At 68.1% G+C, this 26,416-nt stretch carries 24 protein-coding genes; 16 read left to right on the plus strand and 8 right to left on the minus strand.

Annotated features, from left to right (window positions below; genetic code table 11):
- Positions 1-300 (minus strand): methylphosphotriester-DNA--protein-cysteine methyltransferase family protein (locus EJK91_RS14365; RefSeq protein WP_164517972.1); only part of this gene is annotated, 300 nt, incomplete at its 3' end.
- A gap of 95 nt (positions 301-395) precedes the next feature.
- Between EJK91_RS14365 and glsA the strand changes: the two genes are divergently transcribed.
- Positions 396-1,670, plus strand: coding sequence for a glutaminase A (gene glsA, locus EJK91_RS14370; protein ID WP_046300339.1), 1,275 nt, complete (start codon positions 396-398; stop codon positions 1,668-1,670).
- Positions 1,671-1,676: 6 nt separating this feature from the next.
- Here the strand turns inward: glsA and EJK91_RS14375 are convergent, their stop codons facing one another.
- Entirely contained in the window at positions 1,677-3,281 is a 1,605-nt protein-coding gene (locus EJK91_RS14375) for an adenylate/guanylate cyclase domain-containing protein (RefSeq protein ID WP_046300338.1), read from the minus strand.
- A 46-nt stretch (positions 3,282-3,327) separates the two neighbouring features.
- On the opposite strand from EJK91_RS14375, the gene nucS reads away from it, so the two are divergent.
- Genes nucS through EJK91_RS14390 form a run of 3 tightly spaced genes read left to right on the plus strand, consistent with a single transcriptional unit; the run spans position 3,328 to position 5,473 of the window.
- Positions 3,328-3,999, plus strand: coding sequence for an endonuclease NucS (gene nucS, locus EJK91_RS14380; protein ID WP_024443459.1), 672 nt, complete (start codon positions 3,328-3,330; stop codon positions 3,997-3,999).
- Between the two features lie 46 nt (positions 4,000-4,045).
- Positions 4,046-5,152 (plus strand): NADH:flavin oxidoreductase, encoded by a 1,107-nt coding sequence (locus EJK91_RS14385; protein WP_125079264.1) that lies wholly within the window; start codon positions 4,046-4,048, stop codon positions 5,150-5,152.
- A 24-nt stretch (positions 5,153-5,176) separates the two neighbouring features.
- Positions 5,177-5,473 (plus strand): hypothetical protein, encoded by a 297-nt coding sequence (locus EJK91_RS14390; protein ID WP_046300337.1) that lies wholly within the window; start codon positions 5,177-5,179, stop codon positions 5,471-5,473.
- 4 nt (positions 5,474-5,477) lie between these two features.
- On the opposite strand, the gene mce is transcribed toward EJK91_RS14390, so the two are convergent.
- Entirely contained in the window at positions 5,478-5,969 is a 492-nt protein-coding gene (gene mce / locus EJK91_RS14395) for a methylmalonyl-CoA epimerase (protein ID WP_024443462.1), read from the minus strand.
- Between the two features lie 81 nt (positions 5,970-6,050).
- On the opposite strand from mce, the gene EJK91_RS14400 reads away from it, so the two are divergent.
- Both EJK91_RS14400 and EJK91_RS14405 read left to right on the plus strand, forming a co-directional pair.
- A complete protein-coding gene (locus EJK91_RS14400) occupies positions 6,051-7,232 on the plus strand; it encodes an acetyl-CoA C-acetyltransferase (protein ID WP_024443463.1) in 1,182 nt (393 codons plus the stop codon).
- Between the two features lie 144 nt (positions 7,233-7,376).
- The gene (locus EJK91_RS14405) at positions 7,377-8,288 is read left to right on the plus strand and encodes a tetratricopeptide repeat protein (protein ID WP_125079265.1); all 912 of its coding nucleotides are present in this window, start codon (positions 7,377-7,379) and stop codon (positions 8,286-8,288) included.
- Between the two features lie 24 nt (positions 8,289-8,312).
- Here the strand turns inward: EJK91_RS14405 and glgB are convergent, their stop codons facing one another.
- Both glgB and EJK91_RS14415 read right to left on the minus strand, forming a co-directional pair.
- On the minus strand, positions 8,313-10,529 hold the full coding sequence (gene glgB / locus EJK91_RS14410; protein WP_024443465.1) for a 1,4-alpha-glucan branching protein GlgB: 2,217 nt from the start codon (positions 10,527-10,529) through the stop codon (positions 8,313-8,315).
- Positions 10,529-12,562, minus strand: coding sequence for a maltotransferase domain-containing protein (locus tag EJK91_RS14415; protein WP_125079266.1), 2,034 nt, complete (start codon positions 12,560-12,562; stop codon positions 10,529-10,531). The genes glgB and EJK91_RS14415 overlap by 1 nt, the downstream gene beginning before the upstream one ends.
- Before the next feature lie 131 nt (positions 12,563-12,693).
- Here EJK91_RS14415 and glgP point away from each other — a divergent pair, with 131 nt between their 5' ends.
- Positions 12,694-15,276: an alpha-glucan family phosphorylase gene (gene glgP, locus EJK91_RS14420; RefSeq protein ID WP_024443467.1), complete on the plus strand. Its 2,583-nt coding sequence runs from the start codon at positions 12,694-12,696 to the stop codon at positions 15,274-15,276.
- Positions 15,277-15,400: 124 nt separating this feature from the next.
- On the opposite strand, the gene EJK91_RS14425 is transcribed toward glgP, so the two are convergent.
- The gene (locus tag EJK91_RS14425) at positions 15,401-16,771 is read right to left on the minus strand and encodes a neutral zinc metallopeptidase (RefSeq protein ID WP_346773468.1); all 1,371 of its coding nucleotides are present in this window, start codon (positions 16,769-16,771) and stop codon (positions 15,401-15,403) included.
- Between the two features lie 212 nt (positions 16,772-16,983).
- Positions 16,984-18,963: an ATP-dependent DNA helicase gene (locus EJK91_RS14430; RefSeq protein ID WP_125079268.1), complete on the minus strand. Its 1,980-nt coding sequence runs from the start codon at positions 18,961-18,963 to the stop codon at positions 16,984-16,986.
- Positions 18,964-19,013: 50 nt separating this feature from the next.
- Here EJK91_RS14430 and EJK91_RS14435 point away from each other — a divergent pair, with 50 nt between their 5' ends.
- Positions 19,014-19,280, plus strand: coding sequence for a YdeI/OmpD-associated family protein (locus tag EJK91_RS14435; protein ID WP_024443470.1), 267 nt, complete (start codon positions 19,014-19,016; stop codon positions 19,278-19,280).
- An 8-nt stretch (positions 19,281-19,288) separates the two neighbouring features.
- On the opposite strand, the gene EJK91_RS14440 is transcribed toward EJK91_RS14435, so the two are convergent.
- Positions 19,289-20,599 (minus strand): nicotinate phosphoribosyltransferase, encoded by a 1,311-nt coding sequence (locus tag EJK91_RS14440; protein WP_277424729.1) that lies wholly within the window; start codon positions 20,597-20,599, stop codon positions 19,289-19,291.
- A gap of 55 nt (positions 20,600-20,654) precedes the next feature.
- Here EJK91_RS14440 and clpS point away from each other — a divergent pair, with 55 nt between their 5' ends.
- The 8 genes from clpS to EJK91_RS14480 all read left to right on the plus strand — a co-directional run bounded on the left by clpS (position 20,655) and on the right by EJK91_RS14480 (position 26,415).
- A complete protein-coding gene (gene clpS, locus EJK91_RS14445; protein ID WP_024443472.1) occupies positions 20,655-20,969 on the plus strand; it encodes an ATP-dependent Clp protease adapter ClpS in 315 nt (104 codons plus the stop codon).
- A gap of 29 nt (positions 20,970-20,998) precedes the next feature.
- Entirely contained in the window at positions 20,999-21,586 is a 588-nt protein-coding gene (gene aosR, locus EJK91_RS14450) for an oxidative stress transcriptional regulator AosR (protein WP_024443473.1), read from the plus strand.
- Between the two features lie 5 nt (positions 21,587-21,591).
- Complete coding sequence (locus tag EJK91_RS14455) at positions 21,592-22,662, plus strand: P1 family peptidase (RefSeq protein ID WP_046300335.1); 1,071 nt, start codon at positions 21,592-21,594, stop codon at positions 22,660-22,662.
- A 1-nt stretch (position 22,663) separates the two neighbouring features.
- Positions 22,664-23,323 carry a rhomboid family intramembrane serine protease gene (locus EJK91_RS14460; protein WP_036458466.1) on the plus strand — a complete coding sequence of 220 codons (660 nt, stop codon included), beginning with the start codon at positions 22,664-22,666 and terminating at the stop codon, positions 23,321-23,323.
- On the plus strand, positions 23,320-24,126 hold the full coding sequence (gene murI / locus EJK91_RS14465) for a glutamate racemase (protein ID WP_046300334.1): 807 nt from the start codon (positions 23,320-23,322) through the stop codon (positions 24,124-24,126). Before EJK91_RS14460 ends, murI begins: the two co-directional genes overlap by 4 nt.
- Before the next feature lie 80 nt (positions 24,127-24,206).
- Positions 24,207-24,983, plus strand: a complete 777-nt coding sequence (locus tag EJK91_RS14470; protein WP_024443477.1) for a cyclic nucleotide-degrading phosphodiesterase — start codon at positions 24,207-24,209, stop codon at positions 24,981-24,983.
- A 35-nt stretch (positions 24,984-25,018) separates the two neighbouring features.
- On the plus strand, positions 25,019-25,798 hold the full coding sequence (rph, locus tag EJK91_RS14475; RefSeq protein WP_024443478.1) for a ribonuclease PH: 780 nt from the start codon (positions 25,019-25,021) through the stop codon (positions 25,796-25,798).
- Positions 25,795-26,415 (plus strand): non-canonical purine NTP pyrophosphatase, encoded by a 621-nt coding sequence (locus EJK91_RS14480; protein ID WP_206430425.1) that lies wholly within the window; start codon positions 25,795-25,797, stop codon positions 26,413-26,415. The genes rph and EJK91_RS14480 overlap by 4 nt, the downstream gene beginning before the upstream one ends.
- The last annotated feature ends 1 nt before the right edge of the window (position 26,416 follow it).

A 26,416-nucleotide genomic window follows, 5' to 3' on the forward strand; every position in this document is an offset into this window, starting at 1 on the left:
CCTATCGACCGTGCCGTCGGCGATCATGCGCATAGCCCGGCCCACGATGTCGCCCCGGATGTTCCATTCCGGAGAACCCGGCGCGGCGTCTGGGCGGCAACGCTTGCAGGCGCGGAAGCCGGCTCGCTGCGCTGCGGCGGCGGTGGGGTAGAACTCCACGTTCGGTGGCAGCGGCGTACGCGCCGGGCAACTGGGCCGGCAATAGATGCCTGTCGTGCGCACCGCGGTGATGAACCAGCCGTCGAAGCGGGCGTCCTTGGACTGCACGGCGCGATAGCAGCGGTCGAAGTCGTCGTGCACGCCTTCAACGATGGCACGATGCGGCCGGCGACACTAGCGGAAAAACGACAGCGCAGTGCCGGGCCGTGCGCCGTGGCGGGGGCTAGCATCGGTTCGTGGCGGCGCTGGTGCAGCAGTACTTGGACGGGATCCTCGCCGAGCATGCCGGCGCCAACCATGGTGCCCTGGCCAGCTATATCCCCGAGCTCGCCCAGGTCGACCCGACGAAGTACGGCCTGGCGCTGTCGTCGTCGGACGGCTACGTCTATGAATGCGGCGATGCCGAGGTGCCGTTCACGATGCAGTCGATATCCAAGCCGTTCACCTACGCGCTTGCACTCGATCAGCTGGGGCAGACGGAGGTCGACGCGCGGATCGGCGTGGAGCCCTCCGGTGAGGGCTTCAACAAGATCAGCGTGGACCAGGTCACCAATGTGCCGAAGAACCCGATGATCAATGCTGGGGCGATCGTGGCCTGCTCCCTGATACCCGGGAAGACCATTGAAGACCGGTTCGATCTCGTCCGGGATTTCTTCAGCGCCTGCGCCGGACGCAGCCTGGAGTTTGACGACGGCGTGTACCAGTCCGAACGAGCCAGCGGCAGTCGTAATCGTGGGATCGCGTATCTGCTGGAGAGTTTCGGCGCCCTGGGCGCCGACCCCGACGATGCCCTGGATCTCTATATCCGCCAGTGTTCGCTGAAGGTCACCAGCACCGACCTGGCTCGGATGGCCGCGACGCTGGCCCGCGGCGGCCTCAACCCCCTGACCGGGCGGCAGGTGACCGATGCCGCGGTGGTACGGCGAACCCTGTCGGTGATGGTGACCTGCGGCATGTACGACGCCGCCGGTGCGTGGGTCAGTGCGGTCGGGATGCCGGCCAAGAGCGGTGTGGCCGGCGGCATCGTGGCGGTGCTGCCCGGACAGCTCGGTATCGGCGTCTATTCCCCGCGGATCGACGTCAGGGGCAACAGCGTGCGCGGGATGCTGGTGTGCCGCAGCCTGTCCCAACAGCTCGGCCTGCACTTCCTGACGGTGAGCAGTGAAGCGCATTCGGCGATCCGTGGGGTGTACACCCCACGTCCGGGCATTCGGGTCTACGAGGTGCACGGTGATCTTCTGTTCGCCGGAGCCGAACAGGTGGCTCGCACCGCGACCCGCGAATGTGGGGAGTTCGACACCGCCATCCTCGACGTCTCGCGGCTGCACACGATCAGCGAGCCGGCGCGAGGCCTGCTTGCGGGGCTCTCCGAGGAGTTGCGGGCACTGGACAAGCAGGGTCTGCTCGTCGATCCCAACGGATCGGTGACGCCCGATCCGGCGGGCCATGCCGGGCTGGTGTTCGCCACGGTCGAGGATGCGCTGGCGGCAACCGAGACGTGGGCGGAGTAGCCGGAGCTATAGCGGGCTGGCGAGCACGGTGGGCTGCTCGTAGCCGCGCAACACGATCGACTCACCCACGACCCAGTGGGCCTGCTCGCTGACGCTGGCCGCGTACATGGTTCTCGCGGTGGTCAATAGCTGCACGCGTTGGGTTTTGGCCAATTCACACAACCGGGCGGCCTCGTTGACCGGCTCGCCGATCACGGTGTACTCGAACCGCTCCTTGGCGCCGACGTTTCCAGCAACCACCTGTCCCGCGGCCACGCCGATACCGGCGCGGATCTCGGGCACTTCCTCGGCCAGGCGGTACAGGATGCCCCGGGCCGCGGCCAGGGCCTCATCCTCGGGCTGGTCGAGGTGGTTGGGGGCGCCGAAGATCGCCAGCGTGGCGTCGCCCTCGAACTTGTTGATCAGGCCCTGGTGGCGGTCGACCTCATCGACGACAACGGCAAAGAATCGGTTCAACAGACTGACGACTTCGGTCGCGGGCTTGGCTGTCACGATCTGTGTCGAGCCGACGATGTCGACGAAAATCACTGCGACGTGGCGCTCTTCGCCGCCAAGCTGGATTTGATCGCGTTCCGCGGCGGCCGCCACCTCGCGCCCGACGTGGCGGCCGAACAGATCGCGCACCCGCTCGCGCTCGCGCAGGCCGTGCACCATCGCGTTGAAACCGCTCTGGAGCTCGCCGAGTTCGGTTCCGTCGAACACCACGAGGTCACCTTGCAGATTGCCCTGCTCGACGCGCTTCAGAGCGGCGCGCACCACCCGGACCGGGGTCGCGGTGAGCCAGGACAGAATCAACATCAGCAGGAAGCCGAAGATCAGCGTCGTCACCGAGGCGGTCAGAACGGCGACCCCGAACTGGGTCAACGTCAGATTCTTGAGCACCACAGCGAAAAAGGCCGCTAGCGCGATACCCATGATCGGCACACCTGAGGTGAGAAACCAGACCAGCATCGTCCGGCCCATGATCCCGGACAGGATCCGCCGCGGAGGTGGGCCGGCGGCGAGCGCCTGGGCGGCCACCGGCCGCAAGGCGAACTCGGTGAACAGGTAGCAGGCGGTGGCCACCAGGATGCCGCAGACGCTCATGGTGAACCCGATGATCGGGATGAAGATCCTGTCGGCCAATCCGTAGAGCACGGTGAACATCACCGTCGCGACGCCCCATAGCGCCAGCACGACCTGCGCCACCCGCCAAGGGGTCAGGAAGGCGTTGCGTTCGTCCTCGGGCGTCGGCCGCTGTTCCTTGATGGCCCAACGCAATTTCTTGATGGTGTGCCGGGTGATCACGTAGGTCCCGCCGATCAGCGCGGCCACCACGTAGGCCGGCACCAGCCCGAATGTGAGCCACGCCGGGGCGTCGTGGAACACGCTGGGAACCGGGAACGCCACCGTCACCAGCAGCACGTCCACGGCGACGCCCAGCAGATTCGTGCCCACCATGACGACGGTCAGGATGAACTGGATGCGAATCCGCCTTAGGTACTGGCTTTCGGACACCTGGCCCAGCAGCCAGGAGCCGTATTCCGGTGTCTCGGGCAGGCGACCGCTCTGACGGGTGAGCATCTCCAGCGCTCGGCCCAGGCGTTGTGCGGTTGTCTTCGGCGGCTTCATCGTGGCGTAAGAATAATTGCTCAGCGCTGCCCTTAAGGTGGATCGGATGCGACTAGTGATCGCCCAGTGCACCGTCGACTACGTCGGCAGGCTCACCGCGCACCTGCCCTCTGCCCGGCGACTGCTGCTGTTGAAGGCCGACGGCTCGGTCAGCGTGCATGCCGACGACCGTGCCTACAAACCACTGAACTGGATGAGTCCACCGTGTCGGCTCACTGAGGAGGTCGGTGGTGAGCTGCCGGTGTGGGTGGTGGCGAACAAGAGCGGCGATCAGCTCCGTATCACCATCGAGGACATCGAGCACGACTCCAGCCACGAGCTCGGTGTTGACCCCGGTCTGGTGAAAGACGGCGTCGAGGCGCAACTGCAGGCGCTGCTCGCCGAGCACGTCGAGCTGCTCGGCGAGGGCTACTCACTGGTGCGGCGGGAGTACATGACCGCCATCGGCCCGGTGGACCTCTTGTGCCGCGACGAACACGGCCGAGCGGTCGCCGTGGAGATCAAACGGCGCGGGGAGATCGACGGTGTGGAACAGCTCACGCGTTATCTGGAACTGCTCAACCGCGACAGCCTGCTGGCGCCGGTCAGCGGAGTATTCGCCGCCCAGCAGATCAAGCCCCAGGCCCGCACCCTGGCCACCGACCGCGGCATTCGTTGCCTGACACTGGATTATGACGCGATGCGCGGTATGACCAGCGACGAATACCGGCTGTTCTGATCTGCCCGCCGGAATACAAGCAGACGGCGTGGCGTTGCAGCCCGTCATGGCAGTCACCCCCCGATTCCAGGGCCTTTTCCAGCCCCTGACACTGCGCTCGCTGACCGTGCCCAATCGGTTCGCCATGGCGCCGATGACTCGTCAGGCCTCGCCGAACGGTATTCCTGGCGAAGACGTGGCGCAGTATTACCGGCGTCGGGCGGCGGGCGGCGTCGGACTGATCATCACCGAGGGCATCCGGCTGCCCGACCCGGCCGCGGGATTCCCGGCCAGCGTGCCGACGATCGCCGGCGATGAGGTGCTCGCCGGGTGGACTCGCGTGGTCGACAGCGTCCATGCCGAGGGGTCCACGATCGCCGCCCAGCTATGGCATCAGGGGGTTGAGCGCCGCGACGACGACGGGGTCCAGCCCGTCGGCCCGTCGGGCGTCGACGGCCACGGTGAGCCGCGTGGCCGCGCGTTGCACTCCGACGAGCTCGCAGAGATCGCCCAGCAGTACGCCGACAGTGCCGCCACCGCCCGCGACATCGGCTTCGATGCGGTCGAGATCCACGGCGCCCACGGCTACCTGTTGGACGAATTCTTCTGGGAGCGCACCAACTTGCGCACCGACGGCTACGGCGGATCACTGGCAGCGCGCACCCGGTTCCCAGCTGAAGTGGTCGCGGCCGTCCGTGCGGCGGTCGGCCCGGACTATCCGATCCTCTTCCGTTTCTCGCAATGGAAGGGCGTGGACTACGCGGCGACCATCGCCGATGATCCGTCGCAGCTTCAGGAACTGCTGGCGCCGCTGGTCGAGGCGGGCGTGGACGCACTGCATCCGTCGACGCGCAGGTACTACGGGCCCGGATTCCCGGAACATGACAGTGATTTGAGCCTAGCCGGGTGGACCAAAAAGGTCACCGGAATGCCGGTCATCGCGGTGGGATCGGTCGGATTGGAAACGCAGTTCCGCAGCGAGAAGCGGGGGCAGGTGATTGCGCCGGCTCCCATCGACCGGGTGGTGGAGCAGTTCGAGGCCGGCGAATTCGACATTGTCGCGATCGGGCGCGCGCTGCTGGCCGACCCGAACTGGGTGAATCGCCTCCGCGACGGCGAGCTGGACGGCTTCACCGGCTACGACGCGGCGGCCGCACTGTCCAAACTGGCCTGATGCTGGGTCATTAGGCTGGTCGGTATGGCTCGTCGTCGCAGTTCCTCGCGTCGGCAAGGGCCGTTAGGGCCGTTGCCGCTGCACCAACGCGTGGAGACCGGCCCCGACGGCTACGACTACATCGTCGTGCCGATTGCGGGCTCGCGCGCCCTCAAGGTCTACCGTTGCCCGGGTTGCGACCACGAAATCCGTTGCGGAATCGCCCATGTGGTGGTGTGGCCGGCCGGGCACGGCGGTTCGGCGGACGAGGATCGGCGGCACTGGCACACGCCGTGTTGGGCGAACCGCAGCAACCGGAGTCCGACCCGGAAGTGGTCCTAGTCGCTCAGTGCGCTTCGGCGTTCGCGGCCGGCTCGACCAGCTCGACCAGCACGCCGCCGGCGTCCTTGGGGTGGATGAAATTGATCCGCGAGTTCGACGTGCCACGCCGCGGTGCCTCATAGAGAAGCCGGACACCCTGCTCACGCAGCCGCTCGGAGAGCGCGTCGATATCACTGGTCCGGTAGGCCAGCTGCTGCAGACCGGGGCCGCGCTTGTCCAGGAACTTCGCGATCGTCGAGGACTCGTCGATCGGGGCCATCAGCTGAATCTGTGCGCTGCCGACGGGGGCGCCGCGCACCGCAAGCATCGCCTCGACGATGCCCTGCTCCTCGTTGGTCTCCTCGTGCAGCACGATCATCCCGAGCTTGTCGTGGTACCACTTCTTGGCCACTTCCAGGTCCGGGACCGCGATACCGACGTGGTCGACCGCCGTCACCAAGGCCGAGGCCAGGGCGGGGCGTACCTCACAAGGTTCAGCGACGGATTCGGTGGTCATAACGTAACGGTAACCTGGGCGGAAACATCGTGCTGCGCCGACCGGAAAGATCGGCCTTTCAGACCCGCCCGGGAGGTAGTCATGACGACATCGGTGATCGTTGCTGGGGCTCGGACCCCGATCGGCCGGTTGATGGGTTCGCTGAAGGATTTCTCCGGCAGCGACCTGGGTGCTGTGGCCATTGCGGGGGCGCTGGAGAAGGCGCAGGTACCGGCATCGCTGGTGCAGTACGTGATCATGGGCCAGGTGCTGACCGCGGGGGCCGGCCAGATGCCGGCTCGGCAGGCGGCGGTGGGCGCGGGCATCGGCTGGGATGTGCCGACACTGACCATCAACAAGATGTGTCTGTCGGGAATCAACGCCATCGCCATGGCTGACCAGCTCATTCGCGCCGGCGAGTTCGATGTGGTGGTGGCCGGCGGCCAGGAGTCCATGAGCAAGGCACCGCACCTGCTGCTGGACAGCCGGTCGGGCTACAAGTACGGCGATGTGACGGTGCGCGACCACCTCGCCTACGACGGCCTGCACGACGTTTTCACCGACCAGCCGATGGGTGCGCTCACCGAGCAGCGCAACGACGAGGACAAGTTCACGCGCGCTGAGCAGGACGAGTTTGCGGCCGAGTCGCACCGCAGGGCCGCGGCTGCCTGGAAGGACGGCGTTTTCGCCGACGAGGTGGTGCCGGTGAAGATCCCGCAGCGTAAAGGGGATCCGCTGGAGTTCACCGAGGACGAGGGCATCCGGGCCAACACCACCGCCGAGTCGCTGTCCGGGCTCAAGCCGGCGTTCCGCAAGGACGGCACCATCACCGCGGGCTCGTCGTCGCAGATCTCCGACGGCGCCGCCGCGGTGGTCGTGATGAGCAAGGCGAAGGCGCAAGAGTTGGGTCTGGACTGGCTGTGTGAGATCGGCGCCCACGGCGTGGTGGCCGGGCCGGATTCGACCCTGCAGTCCCAGCCGGCCAACGCCATCAAGAAGGCGGTCGAGCGCGAGGGGATCTCGGTCGACCAACTCGACGTGGTGGAGATCAACGAGGCCTTTGCCGCGGTGTCGCTGGCTTCGACCCGGGAGCTGGGGCTGAACGGCGACGTCGTCAATGTGCACGGCGGCGCGATCGCGGTGGGGCACCCGATCGGGATGTCCGGGGCGCGGATCACCTTGCACGCCGCCCTGGAGCTCAAGCGGCGCGGTTCGGGCTATGCGGTGGCCGCGCTGTGCGGTGCCGGCGGCCAGGGCGACGCGCTGATCCTGCGCGCGGGGTAACGGCTTCCCTACGGTTGCGTAGGTTGCTGGCGCGGGCTGTTTCGGCGCCGCGACACCCGGGTGTGATCTTGGTCATAGCGCGGTGGTTGTGGGCGAAAGCGGCCGTCGGCGGCGCAGCGGGGACGACGTGACAGACTTGACGGCGTGACTCGTCCTCGACCCCCGATCGGCCCGGCGTTGGCCGGAGCAGTGGATTTGTCCGGCCTGAAGAAGCCGGCTCAATCCGGCGCCACCGCCGCGAAGGCCCCGGCTCCCCCTGGTGCCACCGAGATCACCGAGGCCAACTTCGAAGACGAGGTGCTGGTCCGGTCCAATCAAGTGCCGGTGGTGGTGCTGCTGTGGTCACCGCGCAGCGAAGCCTGCATTCAGCTGGCCGACACCCTGGCGGCGCTGGCCCAAGATGACAACGCCGACGGCGCACCCAAGTGGGCGCTGGCAACCGTCAATGTCGACGTGGCCCCGCGGGTGGCGCAGGTGTTCGGGGTGGACGCGGTGCCGACCGTGGTGGCGCTGGCCGCCGGACAACCGATCACCAGTTTTCAGGGGTCCCAGCCGCCGGACCAGTTGCGCCGCTGGGTGGACTCGCTGGTGTCGGCCACCGCGGGCAAGCTCGCCGGCGGCGGCGACGCTGAGCAGCCCGAGCAGGTGGACCCGGTGCTGGCGCAGGCCCGCGACCACCTCGATGCCGGTGACTTCCAAGCGGCGCGAGCCTCTTACCAGGCGTTGCTGGACACCGACCCCAACCACGTCGAGGCCAAGGGGGCGCTGCGCCAGCTCACCTTCCTGGAGCGCGCGACCGGGCGGCAACCCGATGCGCCGGCGCAGGCCGACGCCGACCCGGGCAACATCGAGGCCGCCTTCGCAGCCGCGGACGTGCAGATCCTCAACCAGGACGTCACCGCGGCGTTCGACCGGCTGATCGCGCTGGTGCGACGGACCGCCGGTGACGAGCGGGCCGCGGTGCGGACCCGGCTGGTGGAACTGTTCGAGCTGTTCGACCCCGCCGATCGGGAGGTCGTCGCCGGACGGCGCAATCTGGCCAACGCGCTCTACTGAGCCCGCGTTATGGCCCGCTCGGCGCTACTCGGGTGCCAGCCACACCGCCGACAAGGCGGGTAACACCAGCACCGCCGAGGCCGGCCGGCCGTGCCACGGTTCATCGGTGGCCTCGACGCCGCCTAAGTTGCCCTCGCCCCAGCCGCGGTAGCCGACCGCATCGGTGTTGAGCACCTCACGCCAGCGGCCCGCCCGGGGCAACCCCAGGTGGTAATCGGCGTGGGTGACCCCGGCGAAGTTGAATACGCAGGCCAGCACCGAACCGTCGGTGCCGTAGCGCAGGAAGCTCAGCACGTTGTTGGCCGAGTCGTTGGCGTCGATCCAGGAGTAGCCCCGCGGGTCGGCATCCTGGGTCCACAGGGCGGGCAGGGCGCGGTAATGGGCGTTGAGGTCACTGACCAGCCGCAGAATGCCGGGGGAGTAGCCGTCGGGCTCGATCCGGGGGTCGAGCTGAAACCAGTCGACGCCGCGCTCGTTGCACCACTCGGCGCGCTGGCCGAACTCCTGGCCCATGAACAGCAATTGCTTGCCGGGATGCGCCCACTGGTAGGCCAGCAGGGCGCGCAGACCGGCGGCCCTGTGGTGGTCGTCGCCGGGCATCCTGGACCACAGCGTGCCCTTGCCGTGCACCACCTCGTCATGGCTGACCGGCAGCACGTAGTTCTCGCTGAATGCGTAGAGCATCGAGAACGTCATGTTGTGGTGGTGGTAGCTGCGGTGCACCGGATCGTGGCCGAGGTAGGCCAGGGTGTCGTGCATCCAGCCCATGTTCCACTTCATTGAAAAACCCAGTCCGCCAAGGCTGGTGTCGCGGGTGACTCCCGGCCAGGAGGTGGACTCCTCGGCGATGGTCACGATGCCCGGCGCGACCCGGTGGGTGGTCGCGTTCAGCTCCTGCAGGAACTGCACCGCCTCCAGGTTCTCTCGGCCGCCGTGGATGTTGGGGGTCCATCCGCCGTGCGGACGCGAATAGTCCAGGTAGAGCATCGATGCGACGGCATCCACCCGCAGCCCGTCCACGTGGAACTCGGTCAGCCAGTACAGCGCGTTGGCGACCAGGAAGTTGCGTACCTCCGGGCGGCCGAAGTCGAACACGTAGGTGCCCCAGTCGAGTTGCTCCCCGCGATGCGGATCGGAGTGCTCGTAGAGCGGGGTCCCATCGAATCGGCCCAGCGCCCAGTCGTCCTTGGGGAAATGCGCCGGCACCCAGTCCACGATGACGCCGATGCCGGCCCCGTGCAGCGCGTCGACCAGTGCCCGAAAGTCGTCGGGGGTGCCGAAGCGCGCGGTCGGGGCGTAATACGACGTCACCTGGTATCCCCAAGACCCACCGAACGGGTGCTCTGCCACCGGCAGCAGTTCGACGTGGGTGAAGCCCTGCTGGACAACGTATTCGGTCAGTTCGACGGCCAACTGGCGGTAGCTGAGCCCGGGTCGCCAAGAGCCCAGATGGACCTCGTAGGTGCTCATCGGCTCGCTCACCGGGTCGCGCTTGCAGCGCTGGGCCATCCAGTCCGCGTCGTTCCAGGTGTAGTCGCTGAACGTCACCATCGATGCGGTGCGCGGTGGCACCTCGGTGGCGTAGGCGAACGGATCGGCGCGCTCGGTGACGGCGCCGTCGGCCCCGTGGATACGGAATTTGTAGAGGCCGGCGGTGGGGAAGTCCGGCCAGAACAGTTCCCAGATCCCCGAAGAGCCCAGTGACCGCAGCGGGGCGTCGTCGCCGGTCCAGCCGTTGAAGTCGCCGATCAGGCTCACCCCGGTGGCGTTGGGTGCCCACACCGCGAAGGACACGCCGGACACCTCGCCGTCGGGAGTGGTGAAGCTGCGGTGCTGAGCCCCCATCACTTGCCAGAGACGTTCGTGGCGTCCTTCGGCGAACAGGTACAGGTCGAAATCGCCCAGGGTCGGGGCGAATCGATACCCGTCGGCGACCGTGTGCACCCCGGTGGGTTCGGCGAACTCGGCCGTCTCCGGATAGTGCACCTCCAGGCGGTAGTCGATGAGGTCGGTGAACGGCAGGGCAGCGGCGAACAACCCGGAGCCCAGGTCGCGCATGGTGAAGCGCTCGGTACCGACGAGCACCACCACGCGCCGAGCGCGTGGGCGCAACGCCCGGATGACGGTGGTTTTGCCGTACTCGTGAGCGCCCAGGACGGAGTGCGGATCGTGGTGTTCACCGGCACGTAGCCGAGCCAGGTCGGCAGGGTGGGGTGCCAGGTGTGGGGTCACGGTGCTCATCAGCGGCGCAGCATCTCGGTTCGGGCACCGGCGTTGATCGGCGGCATGGTGACGATGTGGGCGACCGCGTGTGCCGGGTCCAAGCGCACATAGTTGTCCTGGCCCCAGTTGTAGTCCTCGCCGCTGATCTGATCACGTACCCAGAAGCGTTGGTAGTCAGGCATTCCCAGCGCCCACATGTCCAGGTGTATTGTCGCCTGCTCGGCGCCGAACGGGTTCAGCGTGACCACCACCAGCACGGTGTCGCCGGTGGCCGGGTCGAACTTGCTGTAGGCCAGCAGCGCGTCGTTGTCGACATGGTGGAAGTGCACGGTGCGCAGCTGGTTGAACGCCGGGTGCAGCCGGCGAATCTCGTTGAGCCGCGCGATGAACGGTTCTAGGGAGCGGCCTTCGGCGATGGCGCCGGCGAAGTCGCGGGGCCGAAGTTCGTATTTCTCCGAATCGAGGTACTCCTCGCTGCCTTCATGGACCGCACGGTCCTCGAACAACTCGAATCCGGAGTAGACGCCCCACGCCGGACCCAGTGTCGCCGCCAGAACTGCGCGGATGGCGAACATCCCGGGGCCGCCGTGTTGCAGGCTGGCGTGCAGGATGTCGGGGGTGTTGACGAACAGGTTCGGCCGGCGGAAGTCGGCGAGTTCGGCGATCTGCCGTCCGAACTCGGTGAGCTCGGATTTCGTTGTCCGCCAGGTGAAGTAGGAGTAGGACTGGGTGAATCCCAGCTTGGCCAGGCCGTACTGGCGCGCCGGCGGGGTGAACGCCTCGGACAGGAACAGCACATCCGGGTCGATATTCTTGACGGCGGCGATCAACCACAGCCAGAAGTCCGGGGGCTTGGTGTGCGGGTTGTCCACCCGAAAGATCTTCACCCCGTGGTCCATCCAGAATCGGACCACCCGCAGCACCTCCGCGTACAGGCCGGCCGGATCGTTGTCGAAATTCAGCGGGTAGATGTCCTGGTACTTCTTCGGCGGGTTCTCCGCGTAGGCGATGGTGCCATCGGGCAGTTCGGTGAACCATTCCCGGTGCTGGGTGGCCCACGGATGATCGGGTGCGCACTGCAGCGCCAGGTCCAGGGCAACCTCCAGGTCGAGCCGGTGGGCCGCGGCGACGAAGTCGTCGAAGTCACCGATGTCGCCCAGTGCCGGATGTACCGCGTCGTGGCCGCCCTCGGCGCTGCCGATGGCCCACGGCGAACCCACGTCGCCGGGTTGGGCGGTCGCGGAGTTGTTGCGGCCCTTGCGGTGTACTCGCCCGATGGGGTGAACTGGCGGCAGGTACACCACATCGAAGCCCATCGCCGCGATCCGGGGCAGTGCCGCGGCTGCCGTGGCGAACGTACCGTGCACGGGACGTCCCTCGGCGTCCCAGCCGCCGGTCGAGCGGGGGAACATCTCGTACCACGCGCCGCCTCGTGCCAGCGGCCGATCCACCCACACCTGGTGCTCGACGCCGGCGGTGACCAGCTCACGCAGCGGGTAGCGGGTCAGCAGCTCGTCGAGCTCGGAGGACAGTGCCGGCGCCGCTCGCGACACCGGATCGCCTGAAGCGCGCAACGCCGCGGCCGCCGCCAGCACCGGTTTACGTAGTGCGGTCGGTACCCCGGCCGCGGCGCGGTCGAACAACTCGGCGCCGATCACCAGGTCGTTGGACAGTTCGGCCGCGGCTTGGCCGGCGTCCAATTTGGCGGTCACCGCGTGCCGCCAGCTCTGCAACGGATCCCCCCAGCCCTCGACGCGGAACGTCCACAGGCCGACGGCGTCGGGGGTGAAGGCACCGTGGAAGACGTAGGCGTCGAACCCGGTGTGCATGGGCAGCTGCAGTGCTGAGCCCGCGGCGGCCGGTGGGGAATCACCGGGCAGCGGATAGCGGCGCCCCACGTAGCGCACCACCAACGTCGCCGCGACGGCTTCGTGGCCTTCACGCCAGACGGTGGCCTTGACCGGTACGGTCTCACCGACCACCGCCTTGGCCGGGTAACGGCCGCACGAGACGACCGGCTCGACATCGTCGACCTCGACTCGGCCAGCCACCACACTCCTTCGTCGTTGGGCTGTATGCGCCCACGGTAGCTGTCCAGTGACGTCTACCGGAATCAAGCGAGGTGTTCGCAACCGAATCGTCAGGTCTGTTCGTCAGGCCCGCTTCGGTAAGGTGGTGAGGCGTGAAGGCCCTCCGCCGGTTCACCGTTCGCGCCCACCTTCCCGAGAGGCTGCTAGCACTCGAGCAGCTGTCGATGAACCTCCGCTGGTCATGGGAGCAGCCGACTCAGGAACTCTTCGCCGCCATCGACCCCGAATTGTGGGACGGGTGCGCGCGCGACCCGGTTGCGCTGCTGGGAGCGGTCAGTCCCGCGCGGCTCGAAGAGCTGGCCGCCGACCCGGAGTTCACCGCCCGGCTCGATGCGCTGTCTGCCGATCTCACGGCATACCTGACGCTGCCGAGGTGGTACCAGCGCCAGCAGGAGGACGGGGCGGCGCTGCCGACGGCGGTCGCGTACTTCTCGATGGAATTCGGTGTCGCCGAAGCTCTGCCCAACTACTCGGGCGGTCTGGGGATCCTGGCCGGGGATCACCTCAAGTCGGCGTCGGACCTCGGCGTGCCGCTGATCGCAGTGGGCCTGTACTACCGGTCCGGATATTTCCGTCAAGCGCTGACCGCCGACGGCTGGCAGCGCGAAACCTATCCGGCACTGGACCCGCAGGGGCTGCCGCTGCGACTGCTCGTCGATACCGACAGCCGACCGGTGCTGATCGACGTGGCGCTGCCCGGCGCCGGCCGGTTGCGGGCCCGGATCTGGGTCGCGCAGGTGGGCCGTGTGCCGTTGCTGCTGCTGGATTCCGATATCGGTGAGAACCCACACCAGCTGCGCGGGATCACCGACCGGCTGTACGGCGGGGACCAGGAGCACCGGATCCGTCAGGAGATTCTGGCTGGAATCGGCGGTGTGCGGGCGATCCGCGAATTCACCCGTCTGCAGAACATGCCCGCGCCCGAGGTCTTTCACATGAACGAGGGGCACGCGGGCTTCCTCGGCATCGAACGCATCCGCGAGCTGATGGCCGAGCAGGGTCTGGATTTCGACACCGCGCTGGCGGTGGTCCGTTCGGCGACGGTGTTCACCACCCACACCCCGGTGCCGGCCGGAATCGATCGGTTTCCCGCCGACATGGTCTGCCGCTATTTCGATGACAGCGGTGATGCTCTGGTCGCCGGGGTGCCCACCGAGCGGATCATGGAACTGGGCGTGGAACCCGATCCCGGCATGTTCAACATGGCCCACATGGGGCTGCGGCTGGCGCAGCGCGCCAATGGCGTCTCTCGGTTGCACGGTCGGGTCAGCCGGGTCATGTTCAACGATCTGTGGCCCGGGTTCGACGGCGACGAGGTGCCGATCGGGTCGATCACCAACGGCGTGCACGCGCCGAGTTGGGCGGCGCCGCCGTGGCTGCAGCTCAGTCGCGACGTGGCCGCTCCCGACTCGTTCAGCGAGCCCGCCGCCTGGCAACGCCTGCAGCAGGTCGATCCCGTCACCCTGTGGTCCATCCGCTCGCAGCTGCGGGCACTGCTCGTCGACGAGGTCCGGTTGCGACTGCTGAAGTCCGGGCTGGAACGCGGTTCTTCAGAGGCCGAGTTGGGCTGGATCGCTTCGGCATTCGACCCGGACGTGCTGACCATTGGCTTCGCCCGGCGGGTGCCGACCTACAAGCGGCTGACGCTGATGCTGCGTGATCCCGACCGATTGGAGCAACTGCTGCTCGATGAGCAGCGCCCCATCCAGTTGATCGTCGCCGGCAAGTCCCATCCGGCCGACGAGGACGGAAAGGCGCTGATTCAGCAGGTGGTGCGGTTCGCCGACCGCCCTGAGGTACGGCACCGCATCGCGTTCCTGCCCGACTACGACATGTCGATGGCGCGTCGGCTCTACGCCGGATGCGATGTCTGGCTGAACAATCCGCTGCGCCCGTTGGAGGCCTGCGGTACCTCGGGGATGAAGAGCGCGCTCAACGGCGGGCTGAACCTGTCGATTCGCGACGGCTGGTGGGACGAGTGGTTCGACGGGCAGAACGGCTGGGCGATTCCCACCGCGGACGGCGTCGCCGACGAGAATCGGCGCGACGATCTGGAAGCCGCGGCGCTCTATGACCTGCTGGCGTCATCGGTGGTGCCGAAGTTCTACGAGCGCGACGAGAGCGGCGTGCCGTCGCGCTGGATGGAGATGGTGCACCACACCCTGCAGACGCTGGGACCGAAAGTGCTGGCGTCGCGGATGGTGCACGACTACGTCCAGCAGTGTTATGCGCCGGCCGCACAGTCCTTGCAGCGGACCTGCGAGCCGATCGACGGGGTGCCCTTCGGTGCGGCACGTCAGTTGGCCGGCTACCGGCGTCGAGCGGAAGCGGCCTGGCCGCACATCCAGATCACTGACGTCGACAGCACTGGGCTGCCCGACGCCCCCTGGCTGGGCTCGGAGTTGACGTTGACCGCCTCGGTACGCCTGGCTGGGTTGCGGCCCGACGAGGTGGTGGTGCAGGCGGTGCTGGGCCGGGTGGATTCCGCTGACACCCTGCTCGGTCCGGTCACCGTGGCGATGTCACACGCCCACACCGACGCTGACGGCACGGAAGTCTTCTCCACGACCAGTCGGCTACCGGTGGCCGGGGCGGTGGGCTACACCGTGCGGGTGCTGCCGTGCCATCCGTTGCTGTCCGGCGATGCCGAACTGGGACTGGTGACCTTGGCCTGAGAGTTGCGGTAAGGGGCAGCGTGAGCTTTCCCGTCGGTGAGATTGCGCTCAGGGCTGCGATTCGTCGAAATCTACGACCTTCAGTGCAATCTGAACGGCTTTCCTGCCCGCGGAGAACACAGCCTCAGGGGAAGCGGGCCAGACAGCGATCGAAATCGCCGAGCACCCCGGTGCGGTAGGCGTCGATGCGCGAGAAGCCGGCCGGGACCGACTCGCCGTTGATGTCACCGGCGGCCAGGCCGTTGGTCAGCAGCCCGGCGACCGCCTCGTCCAGATCGCCCGCGGTCAATGCGATCCGGCCGCCGTTGGAGGTGGTGACGCCCTGGGACAGCCGGGCGGTGGCCACCCCGGTCAGGCACGCGGTGCGCAGCGCGGCCGCGGCGTTGTCGAGCACCAACCCGCCGTGTTCGATCTGCACGCGCTGCAGGTACCGCGAGACCAGCGCCGAATAGGCGGTGTTGTCACCGGACAGCGTGGCCAACTTCTGGTCCTTGCCGGGTGTTCCCATGGCCTGCAGGGCCGGCAGGTCGACCGCAATGGTGTTGGAGTCCGGACAGTACGAGACCGGTGGACTGGGCCGAGCGTCCGAGCATGACGATGCGACCGCGGCATCGAAGGTGAGTGTCGGTGGCTGGTCCGGCATGAACGCGATGTTCATCGCGTCGACGACCAGCCGTACCGATTCCTCGCTGACCGGAACCTCGCCGGTCTCGTCCTGTTGCAGTTGCACGGGTAGTTCACCGCGCCGCTGCTCGATCTCATTGGCGTCGATGGCATTACACGAGTCGGCGCCGTCGGTGAACCCGAACTGGAACGCTGAGATCCGCTCGAAGGCCGAGCCGTGCTCGTTGTTGCCGATCGACTCGTCGGGGCCGAGCAACGGGTCACGCAGCGCCAGCATTGCGGCCAACACGCCATTGAGCCCGTCGCCGGTGCTCAGCGTGAAGCGGGGCGAGTCCCCCTGAGCCACCCAGCGCAAGTAGACACCCGCCAAGCAGTCGGCCTGCTGCTCGGCCACCAGTGTCGGGGTCTGACGCCGCTTGGTGATGCCGGCGGTGCGGGCAATCGCGTGGCCGTACTCGTGCGCGAGCACCATGGTGATGGCCATGTCGCCATAGGCGCTGCGCAGTGCGGGCAGCAGCAGCCGGCGATCCCAGCCGATGGTGTTGTCCAGGTAGCAGTAGGCAGCGTTGACCAGCAGGAAAGTCCTGCTGTCACAGAATTTTCCGCGTAGCTGCGCCGGATCCCAAGACAGCAGTGACTTCGCCGGCCTGAACTCGCCGTCGAAGGTGTTGGGATAGGTCGTGGTCCAAAACGCCTCGAGGTCGCTGACCGATTGTGCGGCGAGCTGATCGATCCGTCCGCCGTCGGTGCCGTCGACTTCCCGGGTCGGCGGCGGGGCGTCAGGGCGCAGCCCGGTGGGGCCGTCGACGGCCTGCAGGCCGCCCACCCGGAAAGGGTCGGCGAAGGCCGACACGGGTTTCCCGTCGAGCATGCGGGCACATCCGCTCAGCAATAACACCAACGTGCAGGCGGTGACGAGGACCCGGCGGGTCAGCGAGCCTCGACGAAGGAGAGGCGAAGCTGGGGCCGCCGCATGAACCCGGTGGTTCAGCGAGCCTCGACGAAGGAGAGGCGAAGCTGGGGCCGCCGCTTTAAAACGGTGCCGTCGGCGGGCAGGGCGCATGAGGTACCACGATAGTGGGCTTAGCCCCCGCGCAGTCGCTGCAGCGCCAGTTGCACTTTGGCGGCGTCAGTGGTGCCCCAGAACGGCGGCAGCGAGGCCCGCAGATATCCGGCGTAACGGGCGGTGGCCATCCGGGAGTCGAGTACCGCCACCACGCCCCGGTCGTCGGTCCCGCGCAGCAGCCGGCCGGCGCCCTGGGCCAGCAGCAGAGCCGCGTGGTTGGCGGCCACCGCCATGAAGCCGTTGCCGCCGCGCGCGGTGATGGCGCGCTGCCGGGCGGTCAACAGCGGATCGTCGGGCCGCGGGAACGGGATGCGGTCGATGAGCACCAGCGACAGCGACGGTCCCGGTACGTCGACGCCCTGCCACAGCGACAGCGTGCCGAACAGCGAGGTCTCGGCGTCATCGGCGAACTGCTCGACCAGCGCGCCCGTGGTGTCGTCGCCCTGACACAGCACCGGGGTGTCGAGGCGCTCGCGCATCGCTTCGGCCGCGGCTCGTGCCGCCCGCATCGACGAAAACAAGCCCAGGGTGCGGCCGCCGGCCGCGGTGATCAGCGCGGTGATCTCGTCGAGCTGTTCGGCCGTGCCGGTGCCGTCACGACCGGGTGGCGGCAGATGTGCCGCGATGTAGAGGATGCCCGACTTGGCGTGCGCGAACGGCGAGCCGACATCAAGCCCCCGCCAGCGCGCGGCCTGGGGATCGTCGCCGCGCCGCAGACCCCAGTCGCCGGCCATGGCGTCGAAGGATCCGCCGACCGTCAGCGTCGCCGAGGTCAGCACCGTCGTTGCGCGGGCGAACAACCGCTCGCGCAGCAGGCCGGCCACCGACAGCGGCGCCACCCGCAGCACGGCCCGCACCGAGCCCCGGTTGTCCTCGTGGCTGAGCCAGACCACGTCGTAGCGGTCGGGGATAGCCGGTTCGAACGAGGTCAGGATCCGGGAAGCGGTGTCGGCGATCTCGGTCAGCGCGGCGACCGACTCCTTGCGTGCCGCGGCGGCCTTGGGATCGGCGGGGGCGGTATCAATCGCGGCGCGGGCCGCACCGGCGGCATCACGAAGGGCCGCCAGGTAGGTGGCCAGCTCGTCGTCGAGGTGATCCATCCGGCCGGGCGTGCCGTCGTGGATCGCCGAGCCGAACGTGAGCGATGCGGCATCGAGGCGCTGAACCAACTCGGGGGAGACCAACCGCGCGACGCGGCGCACCGCGACGCTGAGCATGGTCGCGCTGAGCTCGGCGGTAGCCACCGAGGTCACCCGGTCGGCGAGTTCGTGCGCTTCGTCGATCACCAGCAGACGATGCTCGGGCAGCACGGTGGTGTCGGAGATGGCGTCGATGGCCAACAGGGCGTGGTTGGTGACGACGACATCGGCCTCGGCAGCGACCGTGCGGGCCCGCTCGGCAAAGCAGTCCGTGCCGTATTGGCAGCGCACGGCACCCACGCATTCCCGCGCCGAGACGCTGACCTGAGACCAGGACCGTTCCGGTACACCGGGTTTGAGGTCATCGCGGTCACCGGTGTCGGTGTCTTCTGCCCACGCGGTCAGCCGCTGCACGTCGCGGCCCAGTGCGCTTGCCGCGAACGGATCGAACAGCTCCTGCGGCTCATTGTCGGACTCTTCGGCGATGCCGGTATGGATCTTGTTCAAGCACAGGTAATTCCGTCGCCCCTTGAGCAGGGCGAAGGTGGGGCGCCGGGGCAGCACTTTCTCCAGGGCGGCGGCCAGCCGCGGCAGGTCACGGTCGACGAGCTGGCGTTGCAATGCGATGGTCGCGGTCGACACCACGACGGGGTTTTCGTCGGTCAACGCCCGCGCGATCGCCGGCACCAGGTAGGCCAGCGACTTGCCGGTACCGGTGCCGGCCTGCACCGCCAGATGCTCGCCGGTATCGAAGCAGCGTGCCACCGCCTCGGCCATACGGACCTGGCCCTCGCGTTCGCTGCCACCCAGTGCGGCTACGGCGGCGGCGAGCAGCTCGGATACGGACGGGTCAGCCATGGTGTGCACACGGTAGCCAATTTTCTAGCCGACGGCCGTACCCTGAGGCGATGAGCAGCCAGCGATTGCCAGGCGGCGCAGTGCACGAACTACCGGAAGATCTGCGCGACGGACTGTTGGTCAGCCCCACCGCACTTGAGGCGTGGCTGAGCATTACGACTTTGGCCCGCAACGAGTTCATCTGCTGGGTTGAGGACGCCAAGCAGCAGGTCACCCGCGAGCGCCGGATTCGGCGAACTCGTGAGGAACTCGAAGAAGGCAAGCGGCGCCCCTGCTGCTGGCCGGGGTGCAAGCACCGGGAACGCAACGGCAAGTAGGACCGCGCTCAGGCGCGGCCGGGCACCAGCCGGGTCGGGATCGCCGGCTCGCCGTGCGCGAGTTTGAGCGCCTCCCAGGGCAGGCTGTGCAGGCCGGCCACCACGCGCTCGCGCGCCGCGGCCAGCGCCGTCGCCCCGGTGTCGGTCACCACCTCACCGCCGCGTACCAGTGGCACGGTCAAGGGCCGGGCCCGCGCGTCCGTCGTCGGCGGGTGCCCGGCCGGGTAGACGACCTCGTCGGTGACGATGCCGCTTTCGCGGGCGACCCGTAGCGCCTGTTTGAGTCCGCCCTGCGACTCTTTGCCCGTGCTGCGCTTGGACACCGGCTTGCCGTCCACTTCGACCAGTTTGTAGACGAACCCGGCCGCGGGCACGCCTGAGCCGGTCACCAACGCGGTGCCGACGCCGTAGCTGTCCACCGGCGCCGCCCGCAGCGCGGCGATGCCGTACTCGTCGAGGTCACCGGAGACCACAATCTTGGTGTTGGTGGCCCCCAACCGGTCCAGCTGGTCACGGACCTGATGGGCCAACACCCCCAACTCACCGGAGTCGATGCGCACCGCGCCGAGCCCCGGGCCGGCCGCTGCGACGGCGTTGGCCACCCCGGTGGTGACGTCGTAGGTGTCCACCAGCAGCGTGGTGTCGACACCCTGCGCAGCGACCTGGGCGCGAAACGCCGCCACCTCGCCGTCGGGCCCGGTATGCAACAGCGTGAAGGCGTGCGCGCTGGTGCCCAGCACCGGCACGCCGAAGCGCTGGTGTGCCGCCAGATTGGAGGTGCCGGCAAAGCCCGCCAGGTAGGCGGCCCGGGCCGCAGCCACGGCGGCCTGCTCGTGCGTGCGACGTGAGCCCATCTCGATCAGGGGCCGTCCGCCGGCGGCGTTGACCATGCGAGCGGCCGCCGAGGCGATCGCGCTGTCGTGATTGAAGATCGACAGCAGCAGCGTTTCCAGCACGACACACTCGGCGAAACTGCCCTGTACGTTGAGCACTGGCGACGCGGCGAAATACAGCTCCCCTTCGGGGTAGCCGTCGATGTCGCCGCGGAAGCGGAAATCCGCCAGGAAATTGACGGTCTGGCGATCAAGGAACCCCGAGAGCAGGCTCAGCGCGGCGTCGTCGAAGGTGAACCCGGCCAGGGCCTGAAGGAACCGTCCGGTGCCGGCCACCACCCCGTAGCGGCGTGCCTCGGGGAGGCGGCGCGTGAACACTTCAAAGCCGGCCGGTCGAGCCGCCGTGCCGTCACGCAGCGCCGCGGCGAGCATGGTCAGCTCGTACTTGTCGGTGAGCAGTCCGCCGCCCTGGGCCGAGTGGTTCACCCGCCAACCGTATCGACTGGACTGCACCCCACCTCGGCTCGGTATCCTGACCGGTATGGCCACGTCAGTACCGACGTCCGCCCCGGTGAAACCGCAGGGCACCGGACAGCGGCACGCCGACCCGGTCGAGGAGACGGCTTCGCCCTGGGTGACCATCGTCTGGGACGACCCGGTCAACCTGATGACCTATGTCACCTACATCTTTCAGAAGCTGTTCGGCTACAGCGAGCAGCACGCGACCAAGCTGATGCTGCAGGTGCACCACGAGGGCAAGGCCGTGGTGTCGGCGGGAAGCCGTGAGTCGATGGAAGTCGACGTGTCCAAGCTGCATGCCGCCGGTTTGTGGGCGACCATGCAGCAGGACCGCTGAGACCCAACCGAAGGGAACCGGACTTCACCGTGCAGAAATGGAAGCGGGTCGAGACCGACGACGGACCCCGCTTCCGGTCTGCGCTGGCCCTTCACGAGGCCGCGCTGCTCCGGAATCTGGTCGGCTCGATCGTCGAGATGCTCGACGCGCGCGAGGCTGCTTCTCCGCCAGACGAACTTGAACGGATCACCGGGATACGAACCGGCAACACTCGAACACCCGAAGACGCCACGACACGCCGGCTGCTGCCGGATTTCTATCGCCCGGAGGGTGATGCGGACGTTTCCGCGATCGACGCAGATGGCCTGAACGCGGCGCTGCGCAGTCTGCATGAACCAGGCATCATTGACGCGAAACGTGTTGCGGCACAACAGGTCCTGGCCACTGTTCCGGAACAGGGCGGTCGATTCGAGCTGACCGAGGAGCAGGCCAACGCCTGGATTGCCGCGGTCAACGACATCCGCCTCGCGCTGGGAGCCGTGCTCAAGATAGGTCCCGACGGCCCGGATCAGTTGTCCGCGGGTGATCCAATGGCTGGACAGCTCAACGTGTATCAGTGGCTCACCGTGCTGCAGGAATTCCTGGTGGTCGCGCTGATGGGAAGGCCCAGACGATGACAGGCATGGGTTCGATCACCGATGTCGCCGGCATCCGGGTGGGCCACCACCAGCGGATCGATCCGGAGGCGACACTTGGCTCCGGCTGGGCCACCGGCGTCACCGTCGTGCTGGCGCCACCCGGGACGGTCGGCGCCGTCGACGGTCGCGGTGGAGCACCGGGCACTCGCGAAACCGACCTGCTGGACCCGGCCAACAGCGTGCGCTGGGTGGACGCCGTGGTGCTCTCTGGCGGCAGCGCCTACGGACTGGCGACCGCCGACGGTGTGATGACCTGGTTGGAGGAGCAGGGCCGGGGTGTGGCGCTGGAGGGCGGCGTGGTGCCGATCGTGCCGGCCGCGGTCATCTTCGACCTGCCCGTCGGCGGCTGGGACTGCCGGCCCACCGCAGAATTCGGCTACGCCGCCGTGGCCGCGGCCGCCGGCCCCGACGGTCAGCAACCGTTGTCGGGCAGCGTCGGTGCCGGCGCCGGGGCCCGGGCCGGGGTCTTCAAGGGTGGCGTGGGCACCGCATCGATGACACTGGAGCTCGGGGACGACGTGGTCACCGTGGGCGCCATGGTCGTGGTGAATCCGACCGGTGAACTCATCGATCCCACCACCGGGTTGCCCTGGTCGACGCTGCTCATCGAAGAATTCGGTCTGACGGCACCGCCGTCCGAACAGCTGGCGATCCTGGCCGGCCTGGAGCCCAAATCAATGTCCCTCAACACCACCATCGCCGTGGTGGCCACCGACGCCGCGCTGAGCCCGGCCGGCTGCCGCCGGGTGGCGATCGCCGGGCAGGACGGGCTGGCCCGCACCATCCGGCCCTCGCACACTCCGGTCGACGGCGACGTGGTGTTCGCCTTGTCGACCGGGACCGTCGAGGTTCCGCCGCTGCCGGGAACACCGGCCGCGATGTCCCCGGAGACGGGCCTGATTGCCGAGGTCGGTGCCGCCGCGGCGGACTGTCTGGCCCGAGCGGTGCTGTCGGGCTTGTTGTGTGCTGATCCGGTGGCCGGAATCCCGACCTACCGCGGCACCGTGCCGGGCGCATTCGCCGAGCGGCTCGGTGACCGATCGGGAAGGGCGTGAGGTGGGCGTGACTTCCCGCGGGGGAACCGCACCCGCACCGCAGCCCGAAGAGAAGTCCGTCTGGCGCACCGGCGGGGCCACCATCATCGCTTTCGTCGGGCTGCTCTACCTGATCGAAGCCGTCGATCAGGTCGGCGGTCACCAGCTGGACCGCAACGGCATCCGGCCGCTGGAGACCGACGGCTTGTGGGGGGTGCTGTTTGCGCCGCTGCTGCACGCGAACTGGGCGCACCTGCTGGCCAATACCGGCCCCGCGCTGGTGCTGGGCTTCTTGTTGACTTTGACTGGGCTGTCTCGGTTTGTGCTGGCCACCGCCATCGTGTGGATTGTCGGGGGCCTGGGGACATGGTTGATCGGCAACGTCGGGTCGTCGTGCGGGCCGACGGACCACATCGGTGCCTCTGGCCTGATCTTCGGCTGGCTGGCCTTTTTGGTGGTGTTCGGATGGTTCACTCGCCATCTCTGGCAGATCCTGGTCGGCGTCGTAGTGCTATTCCTCTACGGCGGAATCCTGTGGGGAGCGGTGCCGGTGCTGAACGTATGCGGTGGGGTGTCCTGGCAGGGCCACCTGTGCGGGGCGCTCGCCGGCGTGCTGGCCGCCTACTGGCTGGCGGCTCCCGAGCGTAAGGCCCGGACACTGCGTCGGGGGGCGGGTGCGTGAGCCCGATCGGAATCTTCGACTCCGGCGTCGGCGGGCTGACTGTGGCCCGATCGATCATCGACCAGCTGCCCGACGAGGACATCATCTACGTCGGCGACACCGGCAACGGTCCTTACGGCCCGCTGACCATCCCCGAGGTCCGTGCGCACGCCCTGGCCATCGGGGACGACCTGGTCTCGCGGGGCATCAAGGCGTTGGTGATCGCCTGCAACACCGCCTCGGCGGCGTGCCTGCGCGACGCGCGGGAACGCTATGACGTGCCGGTCGTCGAGGTGATCCTGCCGGCGGTGCGCCGGGCGGTAGCAACCACCCGCAACGGCCGCATCGGGGTGATCGGGACGCAGGCAACCATCGCCAGTCACGCCTACCAGGATGCGTTCGCGGCGGCTCGTGACACCGATATCACCGCGGTGGCCTGCCCGCGCTTTGTCGACTTCGTCGAGCGCGGTATCACCAGCGGCCGTCAGGTGCTGGGGCTGGCCGAGGGCTATCTGGAGCCGCTGCAACGCGCGGGAGTCGACACCCTGGTGTTGGGCTGCACGCACTACCCGCTGTTGTCGGGATTGATCCAGCTCGCGATGGGTGATCAGGTGACGCTGGTGTCCAGCGCCGAAGAGACCGCCAAGGAACTGTTACGGGTGCTCACCGAGCGCGACTTGCTGCGCCCGCATGAGGCCGCTCCGGCGACGCGGGTCTTCGAAGCCACCGGTGATCCGGAGGCATTCGCTGAATTGGCGACCCGCTTTCTGGGCCCGGCGATCACCGGCGTCGGAGCCGTCCACCGCCACGCCCCGTTGCGCTAGCCCGTGATTTCGATGACGAATAGTGAGCAAAGCGCCGGTGTCTTCGTCATGGTCGCGGCGAACATGGCACAGTAGGGAACGTGCGACTGACCGTGCTGGGCTGCTCCGGCAGTGTGGTGGGTCCGGATTCGCCGGCATCGGGATACCTGTTGCAGGCGCCGGACTCGCCGCCGCTGGTAATCGACTTCGGAGGTGGGGTTCTCGGCGCCCTGCAACGCCATGTCGATCCGGGGTCGGTGCATGTGCTGTTGTCGCACTTGCACGCCGACCACTGCCTGGATCTGCCCGGGTTGTTCGTCTGGCGCCGTTACCACCCATCGGTGGCGAGCAAGCCGTTCGACAAGGGGCTGCTCTACGGGCCCAGCGACACCTGGTCGCGGATGGGTGCGGCGTCCTCGCCCTACGGCGGCGAGATCGATGACATCACCGACATCTTCGATGTCCGCGCCTGGGTGGACGGTGAGCCCGTCACGTTCGGGGCGTTGCGCGTGCAGCCCGGACTGGTGGCGCATCCAACCGAGTCGTACGGCATGCGGATCATCGATCCGTCCGGCGCGACGCTGGTCTACAGCGCCGACACCGGCTTCTGCGATGCGGTGATCGAGCTGGCGCGCGGCGCCGATGTGTTCTTGTGCGAGGCGTCGTGGACCCATGACGCAACCCGGCCGCCTAACCTGCACCTGTCGGGAACCGAGGCCGGGCGCATCGCCGCGGCCGCGGGTGTCGGACAACTGCTGCTGACCCACATCCCGCCCTGGACTTCGCGCGAGGACGTGATCGGGGAGGCCAAGGCGGAGTTCGACGGTCCGGTGCACGCCGTGGTATGCGACGAGTCGTTCGACATCAAGCGGTCCTGACACAGCATTTCGCACCCCCCGATAGGGTTATCCGCGTGTCCAAACGAGAAGACGGTCGCCTCGACGACGAGCTGCGCCCGGTTGTCATCACCCGCGGCTTCACCGCCAACCCGGCCGGATCGGTTCTGGTCGAGTTCGGCAACACCCGGGTCATGTGCACGGCCAGCGTCACTGAAGGCGTTCCGCGCTGGCGGAAGGGCTCCGGCCGCGGTTGGCTGACCGCCGAGTACGCCATGCTGCCGGCCGCCACCCACACCCGGTCGGATCGCGAATCGGTCAAGGGCCGAGTCGGCGGGCGAACTCAGGAGATCAGTCGGCTGGTGGGTCGCTCGCTGCGTGCCTGCATCGACCTGGCCGCGCTGGGGGAGAACACCATCGCGATCGACTGCGACGTCCTGCAGGCTGACGGCGGTACCCGTACCGCGGCGATCACCGGTGCCTATGTGGCGCTCGCCGATGCGGTCACCTACCTGTCTGCCGCAGGCAAGTTGTCGGACCCGCGCCCGTTGTCGTGCGCGATCTCAGCGGTCAGCGTCGGCGTGGTCGACGGCCGGGTCCGCGTCGACCTCCCCTATGAGGAGGACTCGCGCGCCGAGGTCGACATGAACGTGGTCGCCACCGACACCGGAACCCTGGTGGAGATCCAGGGCACTGGCGAGGGGGCGACGTTCCCGCGCTCGACCCTGGATAAGATGCTCGACGCGGCGCTGGCCGCCTGCGAGAAGCTGTTCGTGGTGCAGCGCGAAGCGCTGGCGTTGCCGTATCCGGGGGTGCTGCCGGAGGGGCCGGCGCCGAAGAAGGCGTTCGGCAGCTGACCGCGCCGGTGACGCAACTGCTGGTCGCCAGCCGCAACCGCAAGAAGCTGGCCGAACTGAGCCGGGTGCTGGAGCACGCCGGAGTCTCGGGCGTACAACTGGTTTCGCTGGATGAGGTGCCGCCGTATCCCGAAGCGCCGGAAACCGCGGCGACGTTCGAAGAGAACGCCCTGGCCAAAGCCCGTGACGGTTACGCTGCCACCGGATTGCCTTGTGTCGCAGATGATTCGGGCTTGACCGTCGTTGCGCTCAACGGTATGCCGGGGGTGCTGTCGGCGCGCTGGTCGGGCAGCCACGGCGATGACGCGGCCAACACCGCGCTGTTGCTGGCGCAGCTGCGCGACGTGCCCGACGAGCGGCGCGGCGCGGCGTTCGTCTCCGCGTGCGCGCTGGTCTGGGGCACCGGCCCCGAACACGAGGTGGTGGTGCGCGGCGAATGGGTCGGCAACATCGCCCGGGAACCGCACGGCGACGGCGGATTCGGCTACGACCCGGTGTTTGTCCCGGCGGGCACCGACCGCACCGCCGCGCAGTTGAGCCCGGCCGAAAAGGACGCCGCGYCGCRCCGCGGCCGGGCGCTGGAGTTGCTGCTGCCGGCGCTGCGCTCGCTGGCCTAAC

This window comes from Mycobacterium sp. P7213 (assembly GCF_900604305.1).
Taxonomy (GTDB): Bacteria; Actinomycetota; Actinomycetes; order Mycobacteriales; family Mycobacteriaceae; genus Mycobacterium.

Coding starts and splice junctions, on each gene's coding strand:
- mce (WP_024443462.1), bottom strand. CDS start 5,969: ATGACCACCGAATCCGTCGCTGAACCTTGTGAGGTACGCCCCGCCCTG.
- EJK91_RS14455 (WP_046300335.1), top strand. CDS start 21,592: ATGGGTTCGATCACCGATGTCGCCGGCATCCGGGTGGGCCACCACCAG.
- EJK91_RS14390 (WP_046300337.1), top strand. CDS start 5,177: ATGGCTCGTCGTCGCAGTTCCTCGCGTCGGCAAGGGCCGTTAGGGCCG.
- nucS (WP_024443459.1), top strand. CDS start 3,328: ATGCGACTAGTGATCGCCCAGTGCACCGTCGACTACGTCGGCAGGCTC.
- EJK91_RS14400 (WP_024443463.1), top strand. CDS start 6,051: ATGACGACATCGGTGATCGTTGCTGGGGCTCGGACCCCGATCGGCCGG.
- EJK91_RS14385 (WP_125079264.1), top strand. CDS start 4,046: ATGGCAGTCACCCCCCGATTCCAGGGCCTTTTCCAGCCCCTGACACTG.
- clpS (WP_024443472.1), top strand. CDS start 20,655: ATGGCCACGTCAGTACCGACGTCCGCCCCGGTGAAACCGCAGGGCACC.
- EJK91_RS14375 (WP_046300338.1), bottom strand. CDS start 3,281: ATGAAGCCGCCGAAGACAACCGCACAACGCCTGGGCCGAGCGCTGGAG.
- EJK91_RS14425 (WP_346773468.1), bottom strand. CDS start 16,771: ATGCTCGACGGGAAACCCGTGTCGGCCTTCGCCGACCCTTTCCGGGTG.
- EJK91_RS14435 (WP_024443470.1), top strand. CDS start 19,014: ATGAGCAGCCAGCGATTGCCAGGCGGCGCAGTGCACGAACTACCGGAA.
- glgB (WP_024443465.1), bottom strand. CDS start 10,529: ATGAGCACCGTGACCCCACACCTGGCACCCCACCCTGCCGACCTGGCT.
- EJK91_RS14430 (WP_125079268.1), bottom strand. CDS start 18,963: ATGGCTGACCCGTCCGTATCCGAGCTGCTCGCCGCCGCCGTAGCCGCA.